20 protein-coding genes and 1 riboswitch are annotated in these 14,229 nt (G+C 32.8%); of the genes, 11 read left to right on the top strand and 9 right to left on the bottom strand.

The window, feature by feature from the left end; all coding sequences use genetic code 11:
• The first annotated feature begins 119 nt into the window (after positions 1-119).
• From ACSULM_RS04635 to ACSULM_RS04605, 7 genes are all read left to right on the top strand, one after another.
• Positions 120-473 (top strand): helix-turn-helix domain-containing protein, encoded by a 354-nt coding sequence (locus ACSULM_RS04635; protein WP_436860927.1) that lies wholly within the window; start codon positions 120-122, stop codon positions 471-473.
• A gap of 108 nt (positions 474-581) precedes the next feature.
• On the top strand, positions 582-839 hold the full coding sequence (locus tag ACSULM_RS04630; protein WP_436860925.1) for a type II toxin-antitoxin system Phd/YefM family antitoxin: 258 nt from the start codon (positions 582-584) through the stop codon (positions 837-839).
• The gene (locus ACSULM_RS04625; RefSeq protein ID WP_436860923.1) at positions 839-1,105 is read left to right on the top strand and encodes a Txe/YoeB family addiction module toxin; all 267 of its coding nucleotides are present in this window, start codon (positions 839-841) and stop codon (positions 1,103-1,105) included. Before ACSULM_RS04630 ends, ACSULM_RS04625 begins: the two co-directional genes overlap by 1 nt.
• Before the next feature lie 370 nt (positions 1,106-1,475).
• Entirely contained in the window at positions 1,476-2,045 is a 570-nt protein-coding gene (gene ahpC, locus ACSULM_RS04620) for an alkyl hydroperoxide reductase subunit C (protein ID WP_069995725.1), read from the top strand.
• Between the two features lie 16 nt (positions 2,046-2,061).
• Positions 2,062-3,585: an alkyl hydroperoxide reductase subunit F gene (gene ahpF, locus ACSULM_RS04615; RefSeq protein WP_436860921.1), complete on the top strand. Its 1,524-nt coding sequence runs from the start codon at positions 2,062-2,064 to the stop codon at positions 3,583-3,585.
• A gap of 268 nt (positions 3,586-3,853) precedes the next feature.
• Complete coding sequence (locus ACSULM_RS04610) at positions 3,854-4,474, top strand: NDxxF motif lipoprotein (RefSeq protein WP_436860919.1); 621 nt, start codon at positions 3,854-3,856, stop codon at positions 4,472-4,474.
• 304 nt (positions 4,475-4,778) lie between these two features.
• Positions 4,779-4,994, top strand: a complete 216-nt coding sequence (locus tag ACSULM_RS04605) for a hypothetical protein (RefSeq protein WP_436860917.1) — start codon at positions 4,779-4,781, stop codon at positions 4,992-4,994.
• A gap of 41 nt (positions 4,995-5,035) precedes the next feature.
• Here the strand turns inward: ACSULM_RS04605 and ACSULM_RS04600 are convergent, their stop codons facing one another.
• Complete coding sequence (locus tag ACSULM_RS04600) at positions 5,036-5,614, bottom strand: histidine phosphatase family protein (RefSeq protein WP_436860915.1); 579 nt, start codon at positions 5,612-5,614, stop codon at positions 5,036-5,038.
• Between the two features lie 131 nt (positions 5,615-5,745).
• Between ACSULM_RS04600 and ACSULM_RS04595 the strand changes: the two genes are divergently transcribed.
• Both ACSULM_RS04595 and ACSULM_RS04590 read left to right on the top strand, forming a co-directional pair.
• Positions 5,746-6,111, top strand: a complete 366-nt coding sequence (locus ACSULM_RS04595) for a DUF4870 domain-containing protein (RefSeq protein WP_436860913.1) — start codon at positions 5,746-5,748, stop codon at positions 6,109-6,111.
• Between the two features lie 138 nt (positions 6,112-6,249).
• Positions 6,250-6,579: a DUF4889 domain-containing protein gene (locus ACSULM_RS04590; protein ID WP_436860911.1), complete on the top strand. Its 330-nt coding sequence runs from the start codon at positions 6,250-6,252 to the stop codon at positions 6,577-6,579.
• Between the two features lie 47 nt (positions 6,580-6,626).
• Here the strand turns inward: ACSULM_RS04590 and ACSULM_RS04585 are convergent, their stop codons facing one another.
• From ACSULM_RS04585 to ACSULM_RS04570, 4 genes are all read right to left on the bottom strand, one after another.
• Positions 6,627-7,958, bottom strand: a complete 1,332-nt coding sequence (locus ACSULM_RS04585) for a PepSY-associated TM helix domain-containing protein (RefSeq protein ID WP_436860910.1) — start codon at positions 7,956-7,958, stop codon at positions 6,627-6,629.
• A 170-nt stretch (positions 7,959-8,128) separates the two neighbouring features.
• Positions 8,129-8,755, bottom strand: coding sequence for a LysE family translocator (locus ACSULM_RS04580; RefSeq protein WP_436860909.1), 627 nt, complete (start codon positions 8,753-8,755; stop codon positions 8,129-8,131).
• 285 nt (positions 8,756-9,040) lie between these two features.
• Entirely contained in the window at positions 9,041-9,355 is a 315-nt protein-coding gene (locus ACSULM_RS04575; RefSeq protein WP_436860907.1) for a DMT family transporter, read from the bottom strand.
• Positions 9,355-9,681, bottom strand: a complete 327-nt coding sequence (locus ACSULM_RS04570; protein ID WP_436860906.1) for a DMT family transporter — start codon at positions 9,679-9,681, stop codon at positions 9,355-9,357. The genes ACSULM_RS04575 and ACSULM_RS04570 overlap by 1 nt, the downstream gene beginning before the upstream one ends.
• 55 nt (positions 9,682-9,736) lie before the next feature.
• Positions 9,737-9,835, bottom strand: a riboswitch (guanidine-I (ykkC/yxkD leader).
• Between the two features lie 287 nt (positions 9,836-10,122).
• Between ACSULM_RS04570 and ACSULM_RS04565 the strand changes: the two genes are divergently transcribed.
• The gene (locus tag ACSULM_RS04565) at positions 10,123-10,347 is read left to right on the top strand and encodes a hypothetical protein (protein WP_069995736.1); all 225 of its coding nucleotides are present in this window, start codon (positions 10,123-10,125) and stop codon (positions 10,345-10,347) included.
• 41 nt (positions 10,348-10,388) lie between these two features.
• Here the strand turns inward: ACSULM_RS04565 and ACSULM_RS04560 are convergent, their stop codons facing one another.
• The 4 genes from ACSULM_RS04560 to ACSULM_RS04545 all read right to left on the bottom strand — a co-directional run bounded on the left by ACSULM_RS04560 (position 10,389) and on the right by ACSULM_RS04545 (position 13,187).
• The gene (locus ACSULM_RS04560) at positions 10,389-10,808 is read right to left on the bottom strand and encodes a GNAT family N-acetyltransferase (protein WP_436860904.1); all 420 of its coding nucleotides are present in this window, start codon (positions 10,806-10,808) and stop codon (positions 10,389-10,391) included.
• A gap of 87 nt (positions 10,809-10,895) precedes the next feature.
• Positions 10,896-12,218: a hypothiocyanous acid reductase MerA gene (merA, locus tag ACSULM_RS04555; protein ID WP_436860902.1), complete on the bottom strand. Its 1,323-nt coding sequence runs from the start codon at positions 12,216-12,218 to the stop codon at positions 10,896-10,898.
• Positions 12,205-12,639 carry a redox-sensitive transcriptional regulator HypR gene (gene hypR, locus ACSULM_RS04550; RefSeq protein ID WP_436860935.1) on the bottom strand — a complete coding sequence of 145 codons (435 nt, stop codon included), beginning with the start codon at positions 12,637-12,639 and terminating at the stop codon, positions 12,205-12,207. The genes merA and hypR overlap by 14 nt, the downstream gene beginning before the upstream one ends.
• A 152-nt stretch (positions 12,640-12,791) precedes the next feature.
• Positions 12,792-13,187 (bottom strand): SRPBCC domain-containing protein, encoded by a 396-nt coding sequence (locus ACSULM_RS04545; RefSeq protein ID WP_436860933.1) that lies wholly within the window; start codon positions 13,185-13,187, stop codon positions 12,792-12,794.
• 228 nt (positions 13,188-13,415) lie between these two features.
• Between ACSULM_RS04545 and ACSULM_RS04540 the strand changes: the two genes are divergently transcribed.
• Positions 13,416-14,162: a poly-gamma-glutamate hydrolase family protein gene (locus ACSULM_RS04540; protein WP_436860900.1), complete on the top strand. Its 747-nt coding sequence runs from the start codon at positions 13,416-13,418 to the stop codon at positions 14,160-14,162.
• The last annotated feature ends 67 nt before the right edge of the window (positions 14,163-14,229 follow it).

Below are 14,229 nucleotides of genomic sequence, written 5' to 3'. Positions count from 1 at the left end.
TATAAATCATCGACCAAGAAAGTGTCTTAATTGGTGTACACCTTATGAAATTTTCACTGTAAGTCTGTTGCAGTTAAATTGACAATTCATCTATTTTAAAAATAAAGGGAGTGATTACTATGGAAATAGGTTTAAAAATCAAAGCGTTACGTGAACAAAAAAACTGGTCTCAAGAAGAATTAGCGGAAATATTAAACATTTCTAAGCAGAGTATTTCAAAATGGGAGTTAAATAAAGTTTATCCAAGCATAGATATGTTGATTAAAATGAGCGACCTTTTTGACGTTACTTTAGACGAACTCATTAAAGGCGACAAGCAATTCAAAAGGGCAATTATTGAAACCTACCAACAACCTATAAATGACCATAAGAAAAAAGATCCTATGAATGGTTGGGAGTTTTTAGCAGGATACTGGTGGCTATTCTTTCCTGTCGCCGGTATGATTTGGTGGATGATACAATCCTTGAATTAGTATTATCTTGAAACTGAACCGTGCATTTGGTTCAGTTTTGCTGCATTTAACTTTACGTACGCTTTTCAGTACGCTAAAATAATAGTACTTGAAAGGTTGTGATAACTTATGAATATAAAATCACCTACAAACGCGAGAAAAGAGTTTTATGAACTTCTAAAACAAGTAAATGACAATAATGAGCCTGTATTTATCAACAGTTCCAATACAGAAAATAATGCAGTAATTATTGGTCAAAAAGATTGGGACAGTATCCAAGAAACTTTATACCTCGAGTCAACTGGAACGCTAGATAAAGTCAGAACAAGAGAACAAGATCAAAGTGGTCAAACAAATATAGATGACATAGATTGGGACGACTTATAATGAGTAATTATATAGTTGTCATTAAGAATTCTGCAAAATCAGATTTAAAAAATCTTAAGCAATCTCAGCTTAAACATCAATTTTTAAATATTATTGAAACACTAAAAAAAGACCCTTATTCACCTACTCAATCTTTTGAAAAATTGCAGCCGAAACATTTAGGTCGTTATTCAAGACGGATCAACTATCAACATAGAGTTGTTTATACTGTCGACGAAGAAAAAAGAGAAGTTATAATCTATTCTGCTTGGTCTCATTATGAGTAATAATTCATGAAAACCGTGATACCAAAATCGCAATAACTACGCAACTTAATTAATATTTCACAAATAGCCTTCCTTCTCATTTCTAATGTTTAGTTGAGAATCGAAAGGCTATTTAATATATATACAGTGTTTATTTTTATATTTTCGTGCATAACAAGCAAAAGAAATTTTTCTTCAATAATCGTAAAGAATTATCACTGTACACCAATTTTTCATCTATTCACTTAACATTGCATCATTGTTGACTAACAATTAGGGACATGCAATAATAGGTTACGAAGATTAGAATTATTATAATTAAGAAACGGGATTACCCCTTTTAACTAATTCTAATTGAAAATACATTAACACATAATAGGAGGATGTTTTTATGTCATTAATAAATAAAGAAATTTTACCATTTACAGCTAACGCTTACGATCCACAAAAGGATGAATTTTTAGAAGTTACAGATGAGAACTTAAAAGGTTCATGGAGCGTAGTTTGTTTCTACCCAGCAGACTTTTCATTCGTTTGTCCAACTGAATTAGAAGATTTACAAAATCAATACGACAAATTACAAGAATTAGGTGTAAACGTGTATTCAGTATCTACAGATACACACTTTGTACACAAAGCTTGGCATGATCATTCTGAAGCTATTAACAAAATCCAATATACAATGATTGGCGACCCTTCTCAAACAATTACACGCAACTTCGATGTATTAGATGAAGAAGTAGGTCTTGCACAACGTGGTACATTTATCGTAGATCCAGACGGTGTTGTACAAGCAGCTGAAGTCAATGCTGATGGTATTGGTCGTGACGCTAGCACATTAGTTCACAAAATCAAAGCAGCACAATATGTACGTCAACACCCAGGAGAAGTTTGCCCAGCGAAATGGGAAGAAGGTTCAGAAACATTACAACCTGGTCTTGACTTAGTAGGTAAAATCTAAGGAGGCATTGATTTAAATGCTTAATGATCAGCTTAAATCACAACTACAACAACTACTTCAATTAATGGAAGGCGATGTCGTCCTGAAAGCAAGTTTCGGTGACGATGATAAGTCTAAAGAACTTAAAGCCTTACTAGACGAAGTATCTGCCGCTTCTTCTCACATTTCAATAGAAGAAGCAGACTTAAAACGTACACCAAGCTTTTCAGTAAATAGACCTGGTGAAGATACAGGCGTTACTTTTGCTGGTTTACCAATGGGGCATGAGTTTAATTCTCTCGTGCTCGCTTTACTACAAGTTAGTGGGCGTGCACCTAAAGAAGAAGCATCAGTCATTAACCAAATCAACGCTATTGATCGCCCACTGCATTTTGAAACGTACATTAGCTTAACGTGTCAAAAATGTCCAGATGTCGTTCAAGCATTGAATTTAATGGGCTTGTTAAACCCTAACATTACACATTCTATGATAGATGGAGCCATTTTCAGAGAAGAATCTGAAAACATAATGGCAGTGCCAGCTATTTTCCTAGATGGTGAAGAATTTGGTAATGGTCGCATGACGATTCAAGATATTTTAACAAATCTTGGTAGCCAAGCAGACCCAAATGAATTTAACGACAAAGCACCATACGACGTACTCATCGTCGGCGGTGGTCCTGCGAGTGGTACGGCAGCAGTTTATACTGCACGTAAAGGCTTGCGCACAGGTATTGTTGCTGATCGTATCGGCGGTCAAGTCAATGATACAGCAACAATTGAAAACTTCGTCACTGTAAAAGAAACGGATGGTCCTAAATTTGCTTCTGCACTAGAAGATCATATTAATCAATATGACGTTGATGTTATGACTGGAGTCCGTGCTGATGCACTCGAAAAAACAGATGATGGTATCAACATCACTTTAGACAATGGTGCTCAATTAACAAGTAAGACTGTTATCATTTCAACGGGTGCACGTTGGCGTAAACTCGAAGTTCCTGGCGAAGAAGCATTGATTAATAAAGGTGTGGCATTCTGTCCACATTGTGACGGTCCTTTATTTGAAAATAAAGATGTTGCAGTAGTAGGTGGCGGTAATTCTGGTGTCGAAGCTGCAATTGACTTAGCCGGTATCGTTAAACACGTTACATTGCTTGAGCGTAACGCAGAGCTTAAAGCAGATAACGTATTACAAGATCGTTTAAATAGCTTATCTAACGTTACTATTATTAAGAATGCCCAAACAACTGAAGTCCTTGGTGATAATGCTGTTACCGGTATTAAATACCAAGACAAGGTTCAAGGAGACATAAACACATTAACGTTAGACGGTATTTTCGTCCAAATCGGATTGTTACCAAATACCGAATGGTTAAATAACTACGTAGAATTAAATGACGCCAATGAAATTATCATTGACCGTAAAAATGCGACAAATATCCCAGGCATTTTTGCTGCGGGTGATGTCACAGATGATCGTAATAAGCAAATCATCATTTCTATGGGGGCCGGTGCGAACGCAGCATTAAATGCGTTTGACTATATTATCAGACACTAATCCCATGGCATCAAGCATTATAAAACCAAGCAAGTTATTGAAACTTGCTTGGTTTTTTGTCGTTTTTACAAATAATGCCCTCCATCCTAACATATTAGAAATTATTATAGAATTTTTGTTCAAAAGATTGTGCGTTTATTGCTTAATCCATCATTCAAATCAATAGCACGACATGATACGCTTAAGTTATAATTTCTTATAAGCGCGTTTAAACATTCTGTAATGTTATTTACTCGACTGATTATGATTAAAGGAGCAGTTTTATTTTATGAAAAAAAGAATACTATTATCGTTAGTTCTAGTACTAACTGTTATACTTGCAGCTTGTTCAAATGGAAAGTCAGATGATGACAATAGCCATAGTGAAAAACACGCACCTACCAATGTTAAAAAAATCACTGAGCAAGATGTCTTTAGTTCTGATAAAAAAGGTGAACAATTAAGTGAATCTGAAGCAAATCAAGCAATCCAAAAATACTTAGATGTAAATTCAGATATTCTCGACAATAAATATTTAATTCAATATAAACTCGATAAACAAACAGGTACAGATACTAAAATTACTGACAAGCAAGCAAAGCGCTTATCAGACTTATCACATAATGCAGTTAAAAACGACGTCCGTTTTGAAAAATTTGTAAAAAATAATACTTTACCAAAAGGTTATAAAGAAAATGTAGATCGCATTATTACTTATTTTAAAGCATTAAACAGTACAATTAGTAACGCGGATGAAGATATTGAACAATTAGACTATCAACCGCAAAATGAACTCAATGTTGTTGATGTTTCTACAAAATATGCTGGTGACGTAAACGGCAAACAACAAGATAAAATCAAAAAATTCTTGAAAGAAAAAGGAATTAAGACTGACGCAGTTGATAAATAAGTGACAACTTTGTGTCTCTTTTCATATCATACTTAGCATGCTGATCAATTTAATTAGCAACAATTAGAATAAGTTACAAAATGATTACATGTCACCTTTCCATGATGACAAAGGGCTTCAAGCACATTTTAAATCCTATCATTTTCACCAATGACTTATTTCTGTAAAAAACCTTACTTAATTGTAAGGTTTTTTAATGTAACTTTCCTTTTTTTCTTAAAGTGACATTTGTTATCATAAATTTAAGTAATAAAACAAATGCATCGAAGCACAGCCACTCAATTATTTTAAGGAGGTCACCTTTATGATATTAACTATATTAATAGGTGCAATGGCTGCTATCTTCATAGCTTTTAATCTCTTTGAGAAGAAAGAAAAATATGGCGTTGTTTCTTTTAAAACAATCGCTCTTAGCGTTACTTACGTCATACTTGCCGTTATTGTTGGTAGTTTCTTAGACAATTTCAACACACTATTCCAAGGATTTCATGATAGCTTAACAGCAGCCAAAAGATATTAACCTGAACCGTAACATGACGGCTCAGGTTTTTTGTTTAATATTTATTTTTCTACCTCATAAGGTACACAATTTTCTATTTTTCTATCAATTACTGTTTCTTCAGAATCATAACCCAAATAGACTAAACAACATCGAATAACCACTTGATGTGCCACAATTACAATAGAAGACAAGGAATCATCAACTACTTCATTAAAGAATTGTTCCACACGCTGCATGACATCGCTATAACTCTCTCCTTCAGGTGCTTTCTGTGTAAAACTGTGACGGAATGAACTGTAAGCTTTATCTTCAAAGAAATGACTATATTTAGTGTTCTGCTCAATATCTGTCACCATTTCACCTTCAAAAATGCCAAGCGAACGCTCTCTTAATAATGGCGTCATATGACTTGGTATCGAATCATTAAAAATTGCACTGAATGTTTGACGTGTGCGCAATAAATCCGAAACATATGCACAATCGATAGCCTTATTTTTAAAATACTTTTGCAATGATTGGGCAGCTTGTTCTCCATTTTCCGTTAAAGGGACATCTAGTTGCCCACAAAAGTAATTCTCACCGTTCTTTTTATCATAATTTGATTGTGATTCTCCATGACGCACTAAATATATTTTCATTATTATAATCCCCATTTCTTACTATATATGATTTAAGTTGTACTAATGCAAACTAACAATAGTGTAATATTAATCGCTATGCCTATATTTCCTCAACATTCATTGTTATCATTCAACTTGAGGTGAAATCAATGAATAATCAAACAATACAACAAAATACACAAAGCGAACGCGTACTAGCTGCAATATGCTATCTCAGTATTTTTTTCGCGCCACTCATCGTTCCTATCGTTGTGTGGATTTTCGCAAGTAAACCAACGTCAAGTCATGCAGCTAAATCGTTAGTCTATCATATTATAACGTACCTAGGACCAATATTTTTAATTATCAGTGCTGCCATGAGTGGTGTCTTATTGAATCATACTTCCACAACATTAACTGTTATCAGTATTACAATCGCAATTATTTTGCTAATACTTACAATTTGGTACACAATTAAAAATGTTTATCGTGGAATTATGGTACTTATTTCTGAAGATGCATTTTTCCGTCCATAAATAACGCCAAATCATTCACATGACTTAGTCACTGAAATTTAATTGGATTAATTTTTGACAAAATTCGTAACATTTTAAGTGCAATGTATACGAATACAATCTTATCCTTTATTCTTAACATTAAAGGAGACAGAGAATATGAATAAAAAATTTACAATATCTATAATTAGTATTTTAGTAATCATTGGTGTTGCATTCACTATTTTCATGATGGTATCTGGTCAAAAGAGCACGTATTATGGCTATATGTCTAATAGCACTACTGCTGAAAAAGTAGTAAGTGAAAAAGATGGACTTGTAACTAAAAATGTTAAAATCAAAGGCGACAAAGATTTCAAACCTAAAAAAGGTGACTTTGTAAAACTTGTTTCTAAAGATGACGGTAAAACATTTTATAAAAAAGAAGTTGTAGAACATGACGATATACCTCATGGTTTAATGATGAAAATCCATGAGATGAAGATGTAATTTAATAACAAAAAATGGAAGGCACACTTATGTGACCTTCCATTTTTTTATTGTTTTTTCTTATCTTTAAAATAAAGCAGTAACTCGATGATAAAGACGATAACTAATGAAAAACCAAATAATGGCATCAAAATACCTAAAATGACGAGTACAACCACTAATGGTATCGACATCGGCTTTTTAATTCGTTTTGGTACTTTTATATTCGTCGATTTCATTCGTTTAATCCATGATGTAAGCCCTAGACCAATTGCAGTTAACAAGGCGATACATACGAGTAAATTAATAACTTTATTAGCTATACCAAATAAATGACCTTCGTGTAATGGAATACCCCATGTAAACCATTTTCCAATAATGCCATATTCTTGATATTTCACTGTTCCTAAGGACTTACCATTATATTGATCGATATACAATGTCTGTTCCTCATCCGGTGATACATCTAAACCAGTCACTCCAGTATTACTACCTTTAGAAACTGTAAATGCCGCTTCTTCACTTGTTGGATATACAACAGAGAATGGTTTACTAATTCCATCTTTTTGTGCATTTGAAACCACTTTATCTATTGAAATTTGTTTCTCAATATCTGTTCTTGGCATCTCGCCACTTCCATGATGGGCCGATCCACTTTCAGATTCTGGTTGTTTATTATTTCGCGTTGCCCAAGGAATTTCATTCACATCTGATTTAGGTGGATTAATGGCTAACTCCGACTGTCCTAACTTACCTGAGTTATCCATAACACCTGCTATTTTTGCACCCATAAAACCAGACCATGGTAAACCAGTTAACACTAATACGAATACTGGTATCGCAATGATTACTCCTAGTACGCCATGCCATTTTTGAAACTTCAAATTTTTAGTTTTATTAGAAATTAGCTTCTTCTTAATAAGCATATAAGAACCAGACAATATCATAAAAATTGTCCAACATGCCGTCAATTCAACTAAGTAATTGATAAAAGTATTTTCTGTAAATAGTGAACTATGTATATTTCTTACTACATTCGCATATGTATGTTTAGCATTCTGATCCGCAACAATTTGATTATTATGATCTAAAAATACATAACGTTGGTTTCCAGCCATATCATCCAATGTGATTCTTTTATTATATGGTTCTTCTAAAACACTAACCTTACTAATGTAAAAACCATCAAATTTATCTTCCACTTGATTCACAGCTTGATTCAATGACTGATGTGTTTTTACTGAACTATCTCCAAAAAATTCATTTTTATAAACATTATTTTCTACTTCCTGGAAAAATAAAAAACCTATACCAGAAATTGTTAACGTAATAAGTAACGGTGTAATAAATAGCGCTGCGTAAAAATGAAGTCTTTGTAATGGATTAAAAATATTTTTCAAGATTTATCGCCCTCTCTCCATTAACATTATAAATAAATAACAAAATTATTATGTAGATAAATTGTGAATATTTTTAGAGTTTATTGATAATTTTATATGAAATTTCCAACTTTATATATACTTAAAAAAATAAGAGCCTTTCCGAAATACGAAAAGACCCCCATACAAATCTAACTACTCTTACTCAAAAGCAAATTAAGTGATAGCCCAATTAAAATAGCTCCAACTGTATAGTCGAAGATTGCTTTCACTTTCCTATTTGTAAACAGTAGTTTAATATATTGAAAAATATAAACACAAAAAGTAAACCATAATAGAATAACGGTTGTCACAATTGCACTTAATACTGCAATTTGACCCGTAACCGCATCTCCAGTACTTAAAAACTGCGGTAATATACTTATGTAATATAGCAATGCTTTAGGATTTAAGATCGTACTAAAGAAACCTTGTCTATAAGAAGTTAAATAACTGACATTATGAACTTTCATTTGTGAAGTCGAAAAATTCATACTTTGTCTTGCACTGATAATACTTCTAATACCTAAATAAATGAGATATATGGCACCCATTATCTTAATTGCTAAAAATACATAATACATATTAGCTAAGATAAATATAATACCAAAAATTGCCAACAAGAAATAACAAACATGACCTGTTGTAATACCTAAAGCTGCCATAGCTCCGTTCCCCTTACCAGACGTAATAGAATTTTTCATAACTACAAAAAAGTCTGGTCCTGGAACAATAATAATCAATAACGTAATTGTTATAAATGCTACTAATCCGTCCATAAAATGCACCCCTATTATTTTATTCTACGGTATTAATTACATACTATAATTACAATATCATAGAACTGACATTTTATATAATTCAAAACGCATTGACTGCAAAAAAATTACTATATAATAATCATCTTTCTAATTGAACTGTGTTCCTTAAATATGATATATTTAAGTTGTAGTTGGAAACCGACTACTAGTCTTTTATATTCATGAACATATTACTCTTAAGGCGACACAAATGTGTCGTCTTTTTTTGTTCATTAGAACTAGTTAAATCGATATGATTCATAGCTAACTTACTAATTTTAAGCCGATTGTACTAGCTAATATCACTAAAATACATAACACACGTTTAATATCTTTTGACTCATGGTAGAAGATCATACCAATGAACGCGCCGCCAACTGCCCCAATACCTGTCCATACCGCATACGCTGTACTCATTGGAAGTGACAGCATGGCGATAGATAGCGTAATAAAACTGAGTCCAAAACAGACGATTAGACCAATAATTGCGCGCATTTGACGTTGTTGTACATAGGCGTTCAAATAAGTAATACCTAGCATTTCAAATATTCCAGCTATAACTAATAAAATCCAAGCCATTATACTTCCTCTCCTTTGTGAGACGTTACTAACTTCAGACTAATAACACCTGCTAATAATGTTAAAATCAAAATAATTTTCGTAATACTGAACGGCGCTGCAAATACCAAGAAATCAAATAATGTAACACCAGTAGTTCCTAAACCAACAAATACTGCATATGCCGTTCCTACAGGTAATACTTTCGATGCATCAATTAGTAAGTAAAAACTTAAAAATATTGCAATAACTGTAAATAACCACTCAGCACCTGATGTGGCATGTGTTAATCCAATCACCCATACTACTTCAAACATAGCAGCAATTATTATTTTCAACCAATTCATGGCTATTCCTCCTTTATATAACAAACAAAAAACCTAAGAGATAGTATAAATAACTATCTCCCAGGCTTTTATCCTTCCGTGTCACATATAAATATGTGGCTTTCTCTCGGTCCAGACCAATCTAAATGATTACGGAACCCTAGAAAGCTTTATTCGATTAACTAAATTGTAGCAAATTACACTCCTTGAGGCAATCAGTATCTTTAAAAATTCTAGTTTAAAATTATTATCAATAAGAAAGCGCTTCACACTATATACTATAGTGTATTTTTTTAATTTCTGCTAAATTTTTAAGTATTTATCCTCTACATTTTATGAATTTTAATGTATAATAGTCATCAGATTATAATAATTATAATCTAATAACCTTAAAGTTGATATCTATTCTCATTTAACTATTTTAGATGTAGAATCGAAATTTAATAAAAGCGAGGGATTGCAATGCAACTATTAAATTATAAAATGCACAATGATGAACTTATCGCCACAGTACTATCAGACAAAAAACAATTATTTAAATATACATTTGATATCGCAACACCAGAATATGAAATATTAGACGTACTCGAAGAGATTAATCACTATGTTGATAATGGTCAGCATCCATTAGGCTGTTCTTTACTAAAAAATTATTCCCACGAGGACGTGAGTCACAATATTTTATAAATTATATTACACACAAGAAAGATGAGTATAACTGTAAACATCTAAACAGTATACTCATCTTTTAATTTTGTATTCTTATATCGAGCCATTCCAGTTTTTAATTTTTTAAAACCAAGTTGTTCATAAAATGGTTCATTCCCTGTCGTAGAAATCAAATGCACACACGATATGTCACCTAAATATTCAAGCATTTCACTTACAAGCTTTTTACCAATACCTTTTCCTTGAAATGGAACATCTACTACTACATCGTATATAGCGGCATTAAACACATCATCTGACATAGCCCTTACAAATCCAATAACTTTCCCATTGTTTCTCGCTATGACAACGTGTGTTGCTTTACTAAAGATTGTCACAACTTTATCTCGGTCATGCTTAAGCCAATTATTATTATGATAAATTTGAAGCATATCCTCTATATCTCGCTCATTAAATCGTTTGTCGAATACAATATCCATCTACCCTCACACCCGTCTAATCATGTCATATTATTAAAGCCCGGATCTTTACTAGACCCGAGCCATTCATTTCTCTATATTATATATTTACATGTTAAATAAGTCATTAAATGATTCAACCATTGTTGGATGTGTGTATATATTCGTTTTTAATACTTTATATGATAATTTTTGATCTATTGCTAACTTCACTAAATTAATAATCTCTTCAGACTGCAAGCCATATAAAGTTGCACCTAGTATTTCTTCAGTATCTTTATTGACCACGGCTTTGAATAAACCTCTTGGGTCGTTATTAATTTTGTGTCTAGGGATAGTATTTACTGGCATTGCATTTTCAATGATATTATAACCTTGCGCCTTCGCTTCATCAGCTGTTAATCCTACACGTGCTAAAGGAGGATCTATGAATACAGTATATGGTACAGCGCCACGATTTTCCGTAGAACGTTCACCATTTCCAAATAATTGATCTTTCACAATTCTAAAATCATCTAAAGAAATGTATGTGAATTGCATACCACCTTTAACGTCACCTAATGCATAAACATTGGTTGCCGTCGTTTGCAGATGTTCATCTACTTTAATTTCACCATGTTCACCAAGTTGAATATCTGTGTTTTCAAGATCTAAATCTGTATTAGGTTTACGACCAGTTGCTAATAATACTGCATCTGCTTCATAAGTACCGTCCGTTGTATGAACTACTGTACCAGCATCAGTATCTTCAAATTTCTCTGTTTGTGCATTTAAAACAATATTAACGTTTTTGTCTGCTAAATCTTTTTTTACTTCTTTAACAATATCTTTGTCTTCTCTCGGCATAATATCTTCGCCGCGTTCTAATACTGTAACCTGTGTACCGAAGTTCGCAAACATAGATGCAAATTCTAAAGCAATGTATCCGCCACCTATAATGACTAATTTCTTAGGTTGAAAATCTAAATTCATGATACCGGTAGAATCATATAAATGTTTTGAAGTTTCTACACCTTCAATTGGTGGAATCACAGATTTTGCACCCGTATTGATAACAATATGCGGTGCTGTTACAGTTTCTACAATTTCATCCTGCTCATTTAATAAATTCACTTCATGGTTCGATTTAAATTTAGCTGTATAATCAAGTACTTCTATATTGTCATCATCTGCTAAATTATGATAATTTTTGTTATTTAACGCCGTCACGACGTCTTTTTTTCTGGAAAACGCTTGGTCAAATGAACCATGTTCCAGTCCTTCATGAACAAGTGTTTTTGAAGGAATACAACCAATATTTATGCATGTACCACCATACATTTCTTTAGATTTTTCAATAACCGCAACTTTTTTACCTTGTGTTGCAGCAAACTTCGCGAGTGTTTTACCGCCTTTACCAAATCCTATAATCACTAAATCAAATTTTTTCATGGGAATCCTCCTTTAATACTTCGTTTAATACATCATGAATCGAAACATTTTTATAATAATCAATTAATAAGGCTTGTTCTCTTTGGTGAAAGCGAGACATTGTCTGGCCTATTTCCCGGGAAATTTCACAATCACTGCCGGCGTCGCCTGTAAATAACCGTCCGTCAGATCTTTCCTCGCTGAAAAGCACCAATAAATCCGCAAGATTCACACGCATTGTCTGCGCATTCGCTTGATAGCCACCATACTTACCTCGACTAGCATCGAGAAATTGTTGTTCAGTCAGCCTGCGTGTAACTCTACGTAACTGTACTGGATTTACACAAATACGTGTCGCCAATTCATTACTGCTATAACGTTCCTCCGGGTGCTTTGCTAAAAACGTCAGAAGGTGCACTGCAATATTAAATTCTAAATTCATGAACATCACCTTTTTAATTGTAACTTTTATAATTACATTAAAACATATTTACAGTTCTTTGAAAAGTATTTTGTTTGATTGTCTTTCGATATTTATAAAAAAAGTGAGAGAGAAACCCATATTCTGGATTCTCTACTCACTTATATCATTAACTATAAAATGGCGGCTCGAATCGATACACCGTGTTCCATATAGGCCTTCAGACAACTTAGCATGTAAACCCAGCCTTCTTTTTGACCTAGTATTTGCTCAACCTCTGTTGAATCAAAATTCTTTTCTGTTGTTGTAACTATTGTATTTTGGCCCTTATCTTCAAAATGGATGGCTACTGGATGTGGTCCCCACGTAAATTCAATCATATTATTCGGATCGATACGCTCTATCTGAACAACTAATTCTGCATCATATTCTTTGTATCGCAGCGTAATTGATTTTCCCTCTTCCCATCTTTGGGAACTTGAAGAAAACCAAAATCCTCCAATCTGCTCAGGATCTATAAACGCTTCAAACACTCGTTCTTTTGGAACATTAATCTGCATTTTTGTCACTATATCCAAATCATCCACTCCCTTTCTATTATGATTTACAATATGAATTTTACATGGGTTTATAGAAATATGCACTTAAGTTACTGATAAAAACCAATTTATCGTTTATTAAAATATGACAAATTGTGCAATACAAATTAACATAATTGTAATCAATATATAATTATTAAAACCATAAACGTTCTGTTATACTGACATAATTGTAACGACCAATAACAGGAGATTCTTATGAAAAATATCATTAATACTTATTTATATTATCTAATTATGTTGATTATTGTTGGTATTATCCTTGCTTCACTCTATTTTTTATATGTGTGGAAAAATGGACAACCAGAAAATCAAGATTACTATAAAAATTTTACAGAACTAAAATCAGATACTAAAGAACATCGCGACTGGCAAATAAATGCCAAGACCACAAACAATAAGGATATACTTGTAACTGCTATCCATGGTGGTGGCATTGAACCAGGAACATCGGAATTAGCAAAAATCATTTCTAAAAAAGGTGACTTTAATCTATATAGTTTCGAAGGATTATTAAAGACTAATAATCAAAAATTGCATATCACATCTACTCGTTTTGATGATCCAAAATTGATTAAAATGACAAATGAATCAAATGAAGCTGTCTCTATTCATGGCATACAAGAACAAAAGAAAGTTGTCTATATCGGTGGCAAAGATAAAGCCATGGCTAAATCCATTAAAAAAGAATTAGAAAAAGAAGGCTTTAATGTTGAAAAAAGTCCGCAATATGTAAATGGCGACTCTAGTAATAACATTATTAATAAAAATGATACTGGCTCAGGTGTCCAACTAGAAATTTCAACACAATACCGTAAATCATTTTTTGATAACAGTAGTCTTTCTAGAAAAACACGAGAAAATACAAGTAACTACAAGCAATCTATCTATGATTTTGCCGAAGCTGTCACAAAAGGCGTAAAAACACAAACACGTAAAAATTAATATAGTCACTACACAAACTAGAATTTCTGTAACCTTATAGAAATTCTAGTTTTTTTATTTCAAAACT

The organism is Staphylococcus caeli (assembly GCF_051413795.1).
In the GTDB taxonomy this organism is placed as follows: domain Bacteria; phylum Bacillota; class Bacilli; order Staphylococcales; family Staphylococcaceae; genus Staphylococcus; species Staphylococcus caeli_A.
This window is presented reverse-complemented; position numbering and strand designations above follow the sequence as displayed.

What these genes read in the sequence shown, in the direction of transcription:
- ACSULM_RS04635 (WP_436860927.1), top strand. Translation starts at nt 120, where the DNA reads ATGGAAATAGGTTTAAAAATCAAAGCGTTACGTGAACAAAAAAACTGG.
- ACSULM_RS04630 (WP_436860925.1), top strand. Translation starts at nt 582, where the DNA reads ATGAATATAAAATCACCTACAAACGCGAGAAAAGAGTTTTATGAACTT.
- ACSULM_RS04625 (WP_436860923.1), top strand. Translation starts at nt 839, where the DNA reads ATGAGTAATTATATAGTTGTCATTAAGAATTCTGCAAAATCAGATTTA.
- ahpC (WP_069995725.1), top strand. Translation starts at nt 1,476, where the DNA reads ATGTCATTAATAAATAAAGAAATTTTACCATTTACAGCTAACGCTTAC.
- ahpF (WP_436860921.1), top strand. Translation starts at nt 2,062, where the DNA reads ATGCTTAATGATCAGCTTAAATCACAACTACAACAACTACTTCAATTA.
- ACSULM_RS04610 (WP_436860919.1), top strand. Translation starts at nt 3,854, where the DNA reads ATGAAAAAAAGAATACTATTATCGTTAGTTCTAGTACTAACTGTTATA.
- ACSULM_RS04605 (WP_436860917.1), top strand. Translation starts at nt 4,779, where the DNA reads ATGATATTAACTATATTAATAGGTGCAATGGCTGCTATCTTCATAGCT.
- ACSULM_RS04600 (WP_436860915.1), bottom strand. Translation starts at nt 5,614, where the DNA reads ATGAAAATATATTTAGTGCGTCATGGAGAATCACAATCAAATTATGAT.
- ACSULM_RS04595 (WP_436860913.1), top strand. Translation starts at nt 5,746, where the DNA reads ATGAATAATCAAACAATACAACAAAATACACAAAGCGAACGCGTACTA.
- ACSULM_RS04590 (WP_436860911.1), top strand. Translation starts at nt 6,250, where the DNA reads ATGAATAAAAAATTTACAATATCTATAATTAGTATTTTAGTAATCATT.
- ACSULM_RS04580 (WP_436860909.1), bottom strand. Translation starts at nt 8,755, where the DNA reads ATGGACGGATTAGTAGCATTTATAACAATTACGTTATTGATTATTATT.
- ACSULM_RS04575 (WP_436860907.1), bottom strand. Translation starts at nt 9,355, where the DNA reads ATGGCTTGGATTTTATTAGTTATAGCTGGAATATTTGAAATGCTAGGT.
- ACSULM_RS04570 (WP_436860906.1), bottom strand. Translation starts at nt 9,681, where the DNA reads ATGAATTGGTTGAAAATAATAATTGCTGCTATGTTTGAAGTAGTATGG.
- ACSULM_RS04565 (WP_069995736.1), top strand. Translation starts at nt 10,123, where the DNA reads ATGCAACTATTAAATTATAAAATGCACAATGATGAACTTATCGCCACA.
- ACSULM_RS04560 (WP_436860904.1), bottom strand. Translation starts at nt 10,808, where the DNA reads ATGGATATTGTATTCGACAAACGATTTAATGAGCGAGATATAGAGGAT.
- merA (WP_436860902.1), bottom strand. Translation starts at nt 12,218, where the DNA reads ATGAAAAAATTTGATTTAGTGATTATAGGATTTGGTAAAGGCGGTAAA.
- hypR (WP_436860935.1), bottom strand. Translation starts at nt 12,639, where the DNA reads ATGAATTTAGAATTTAATATTGCAGTGCACCTTCTGACGTTTTTAGCA.
- ACSULM_RS04540 (WP_436860900.1), top strand. Translation starts at nt 13,416, where the DNA reads ATGAAAAATATCATTAATACTTATTTATATTATCTAATTATGTTGATT.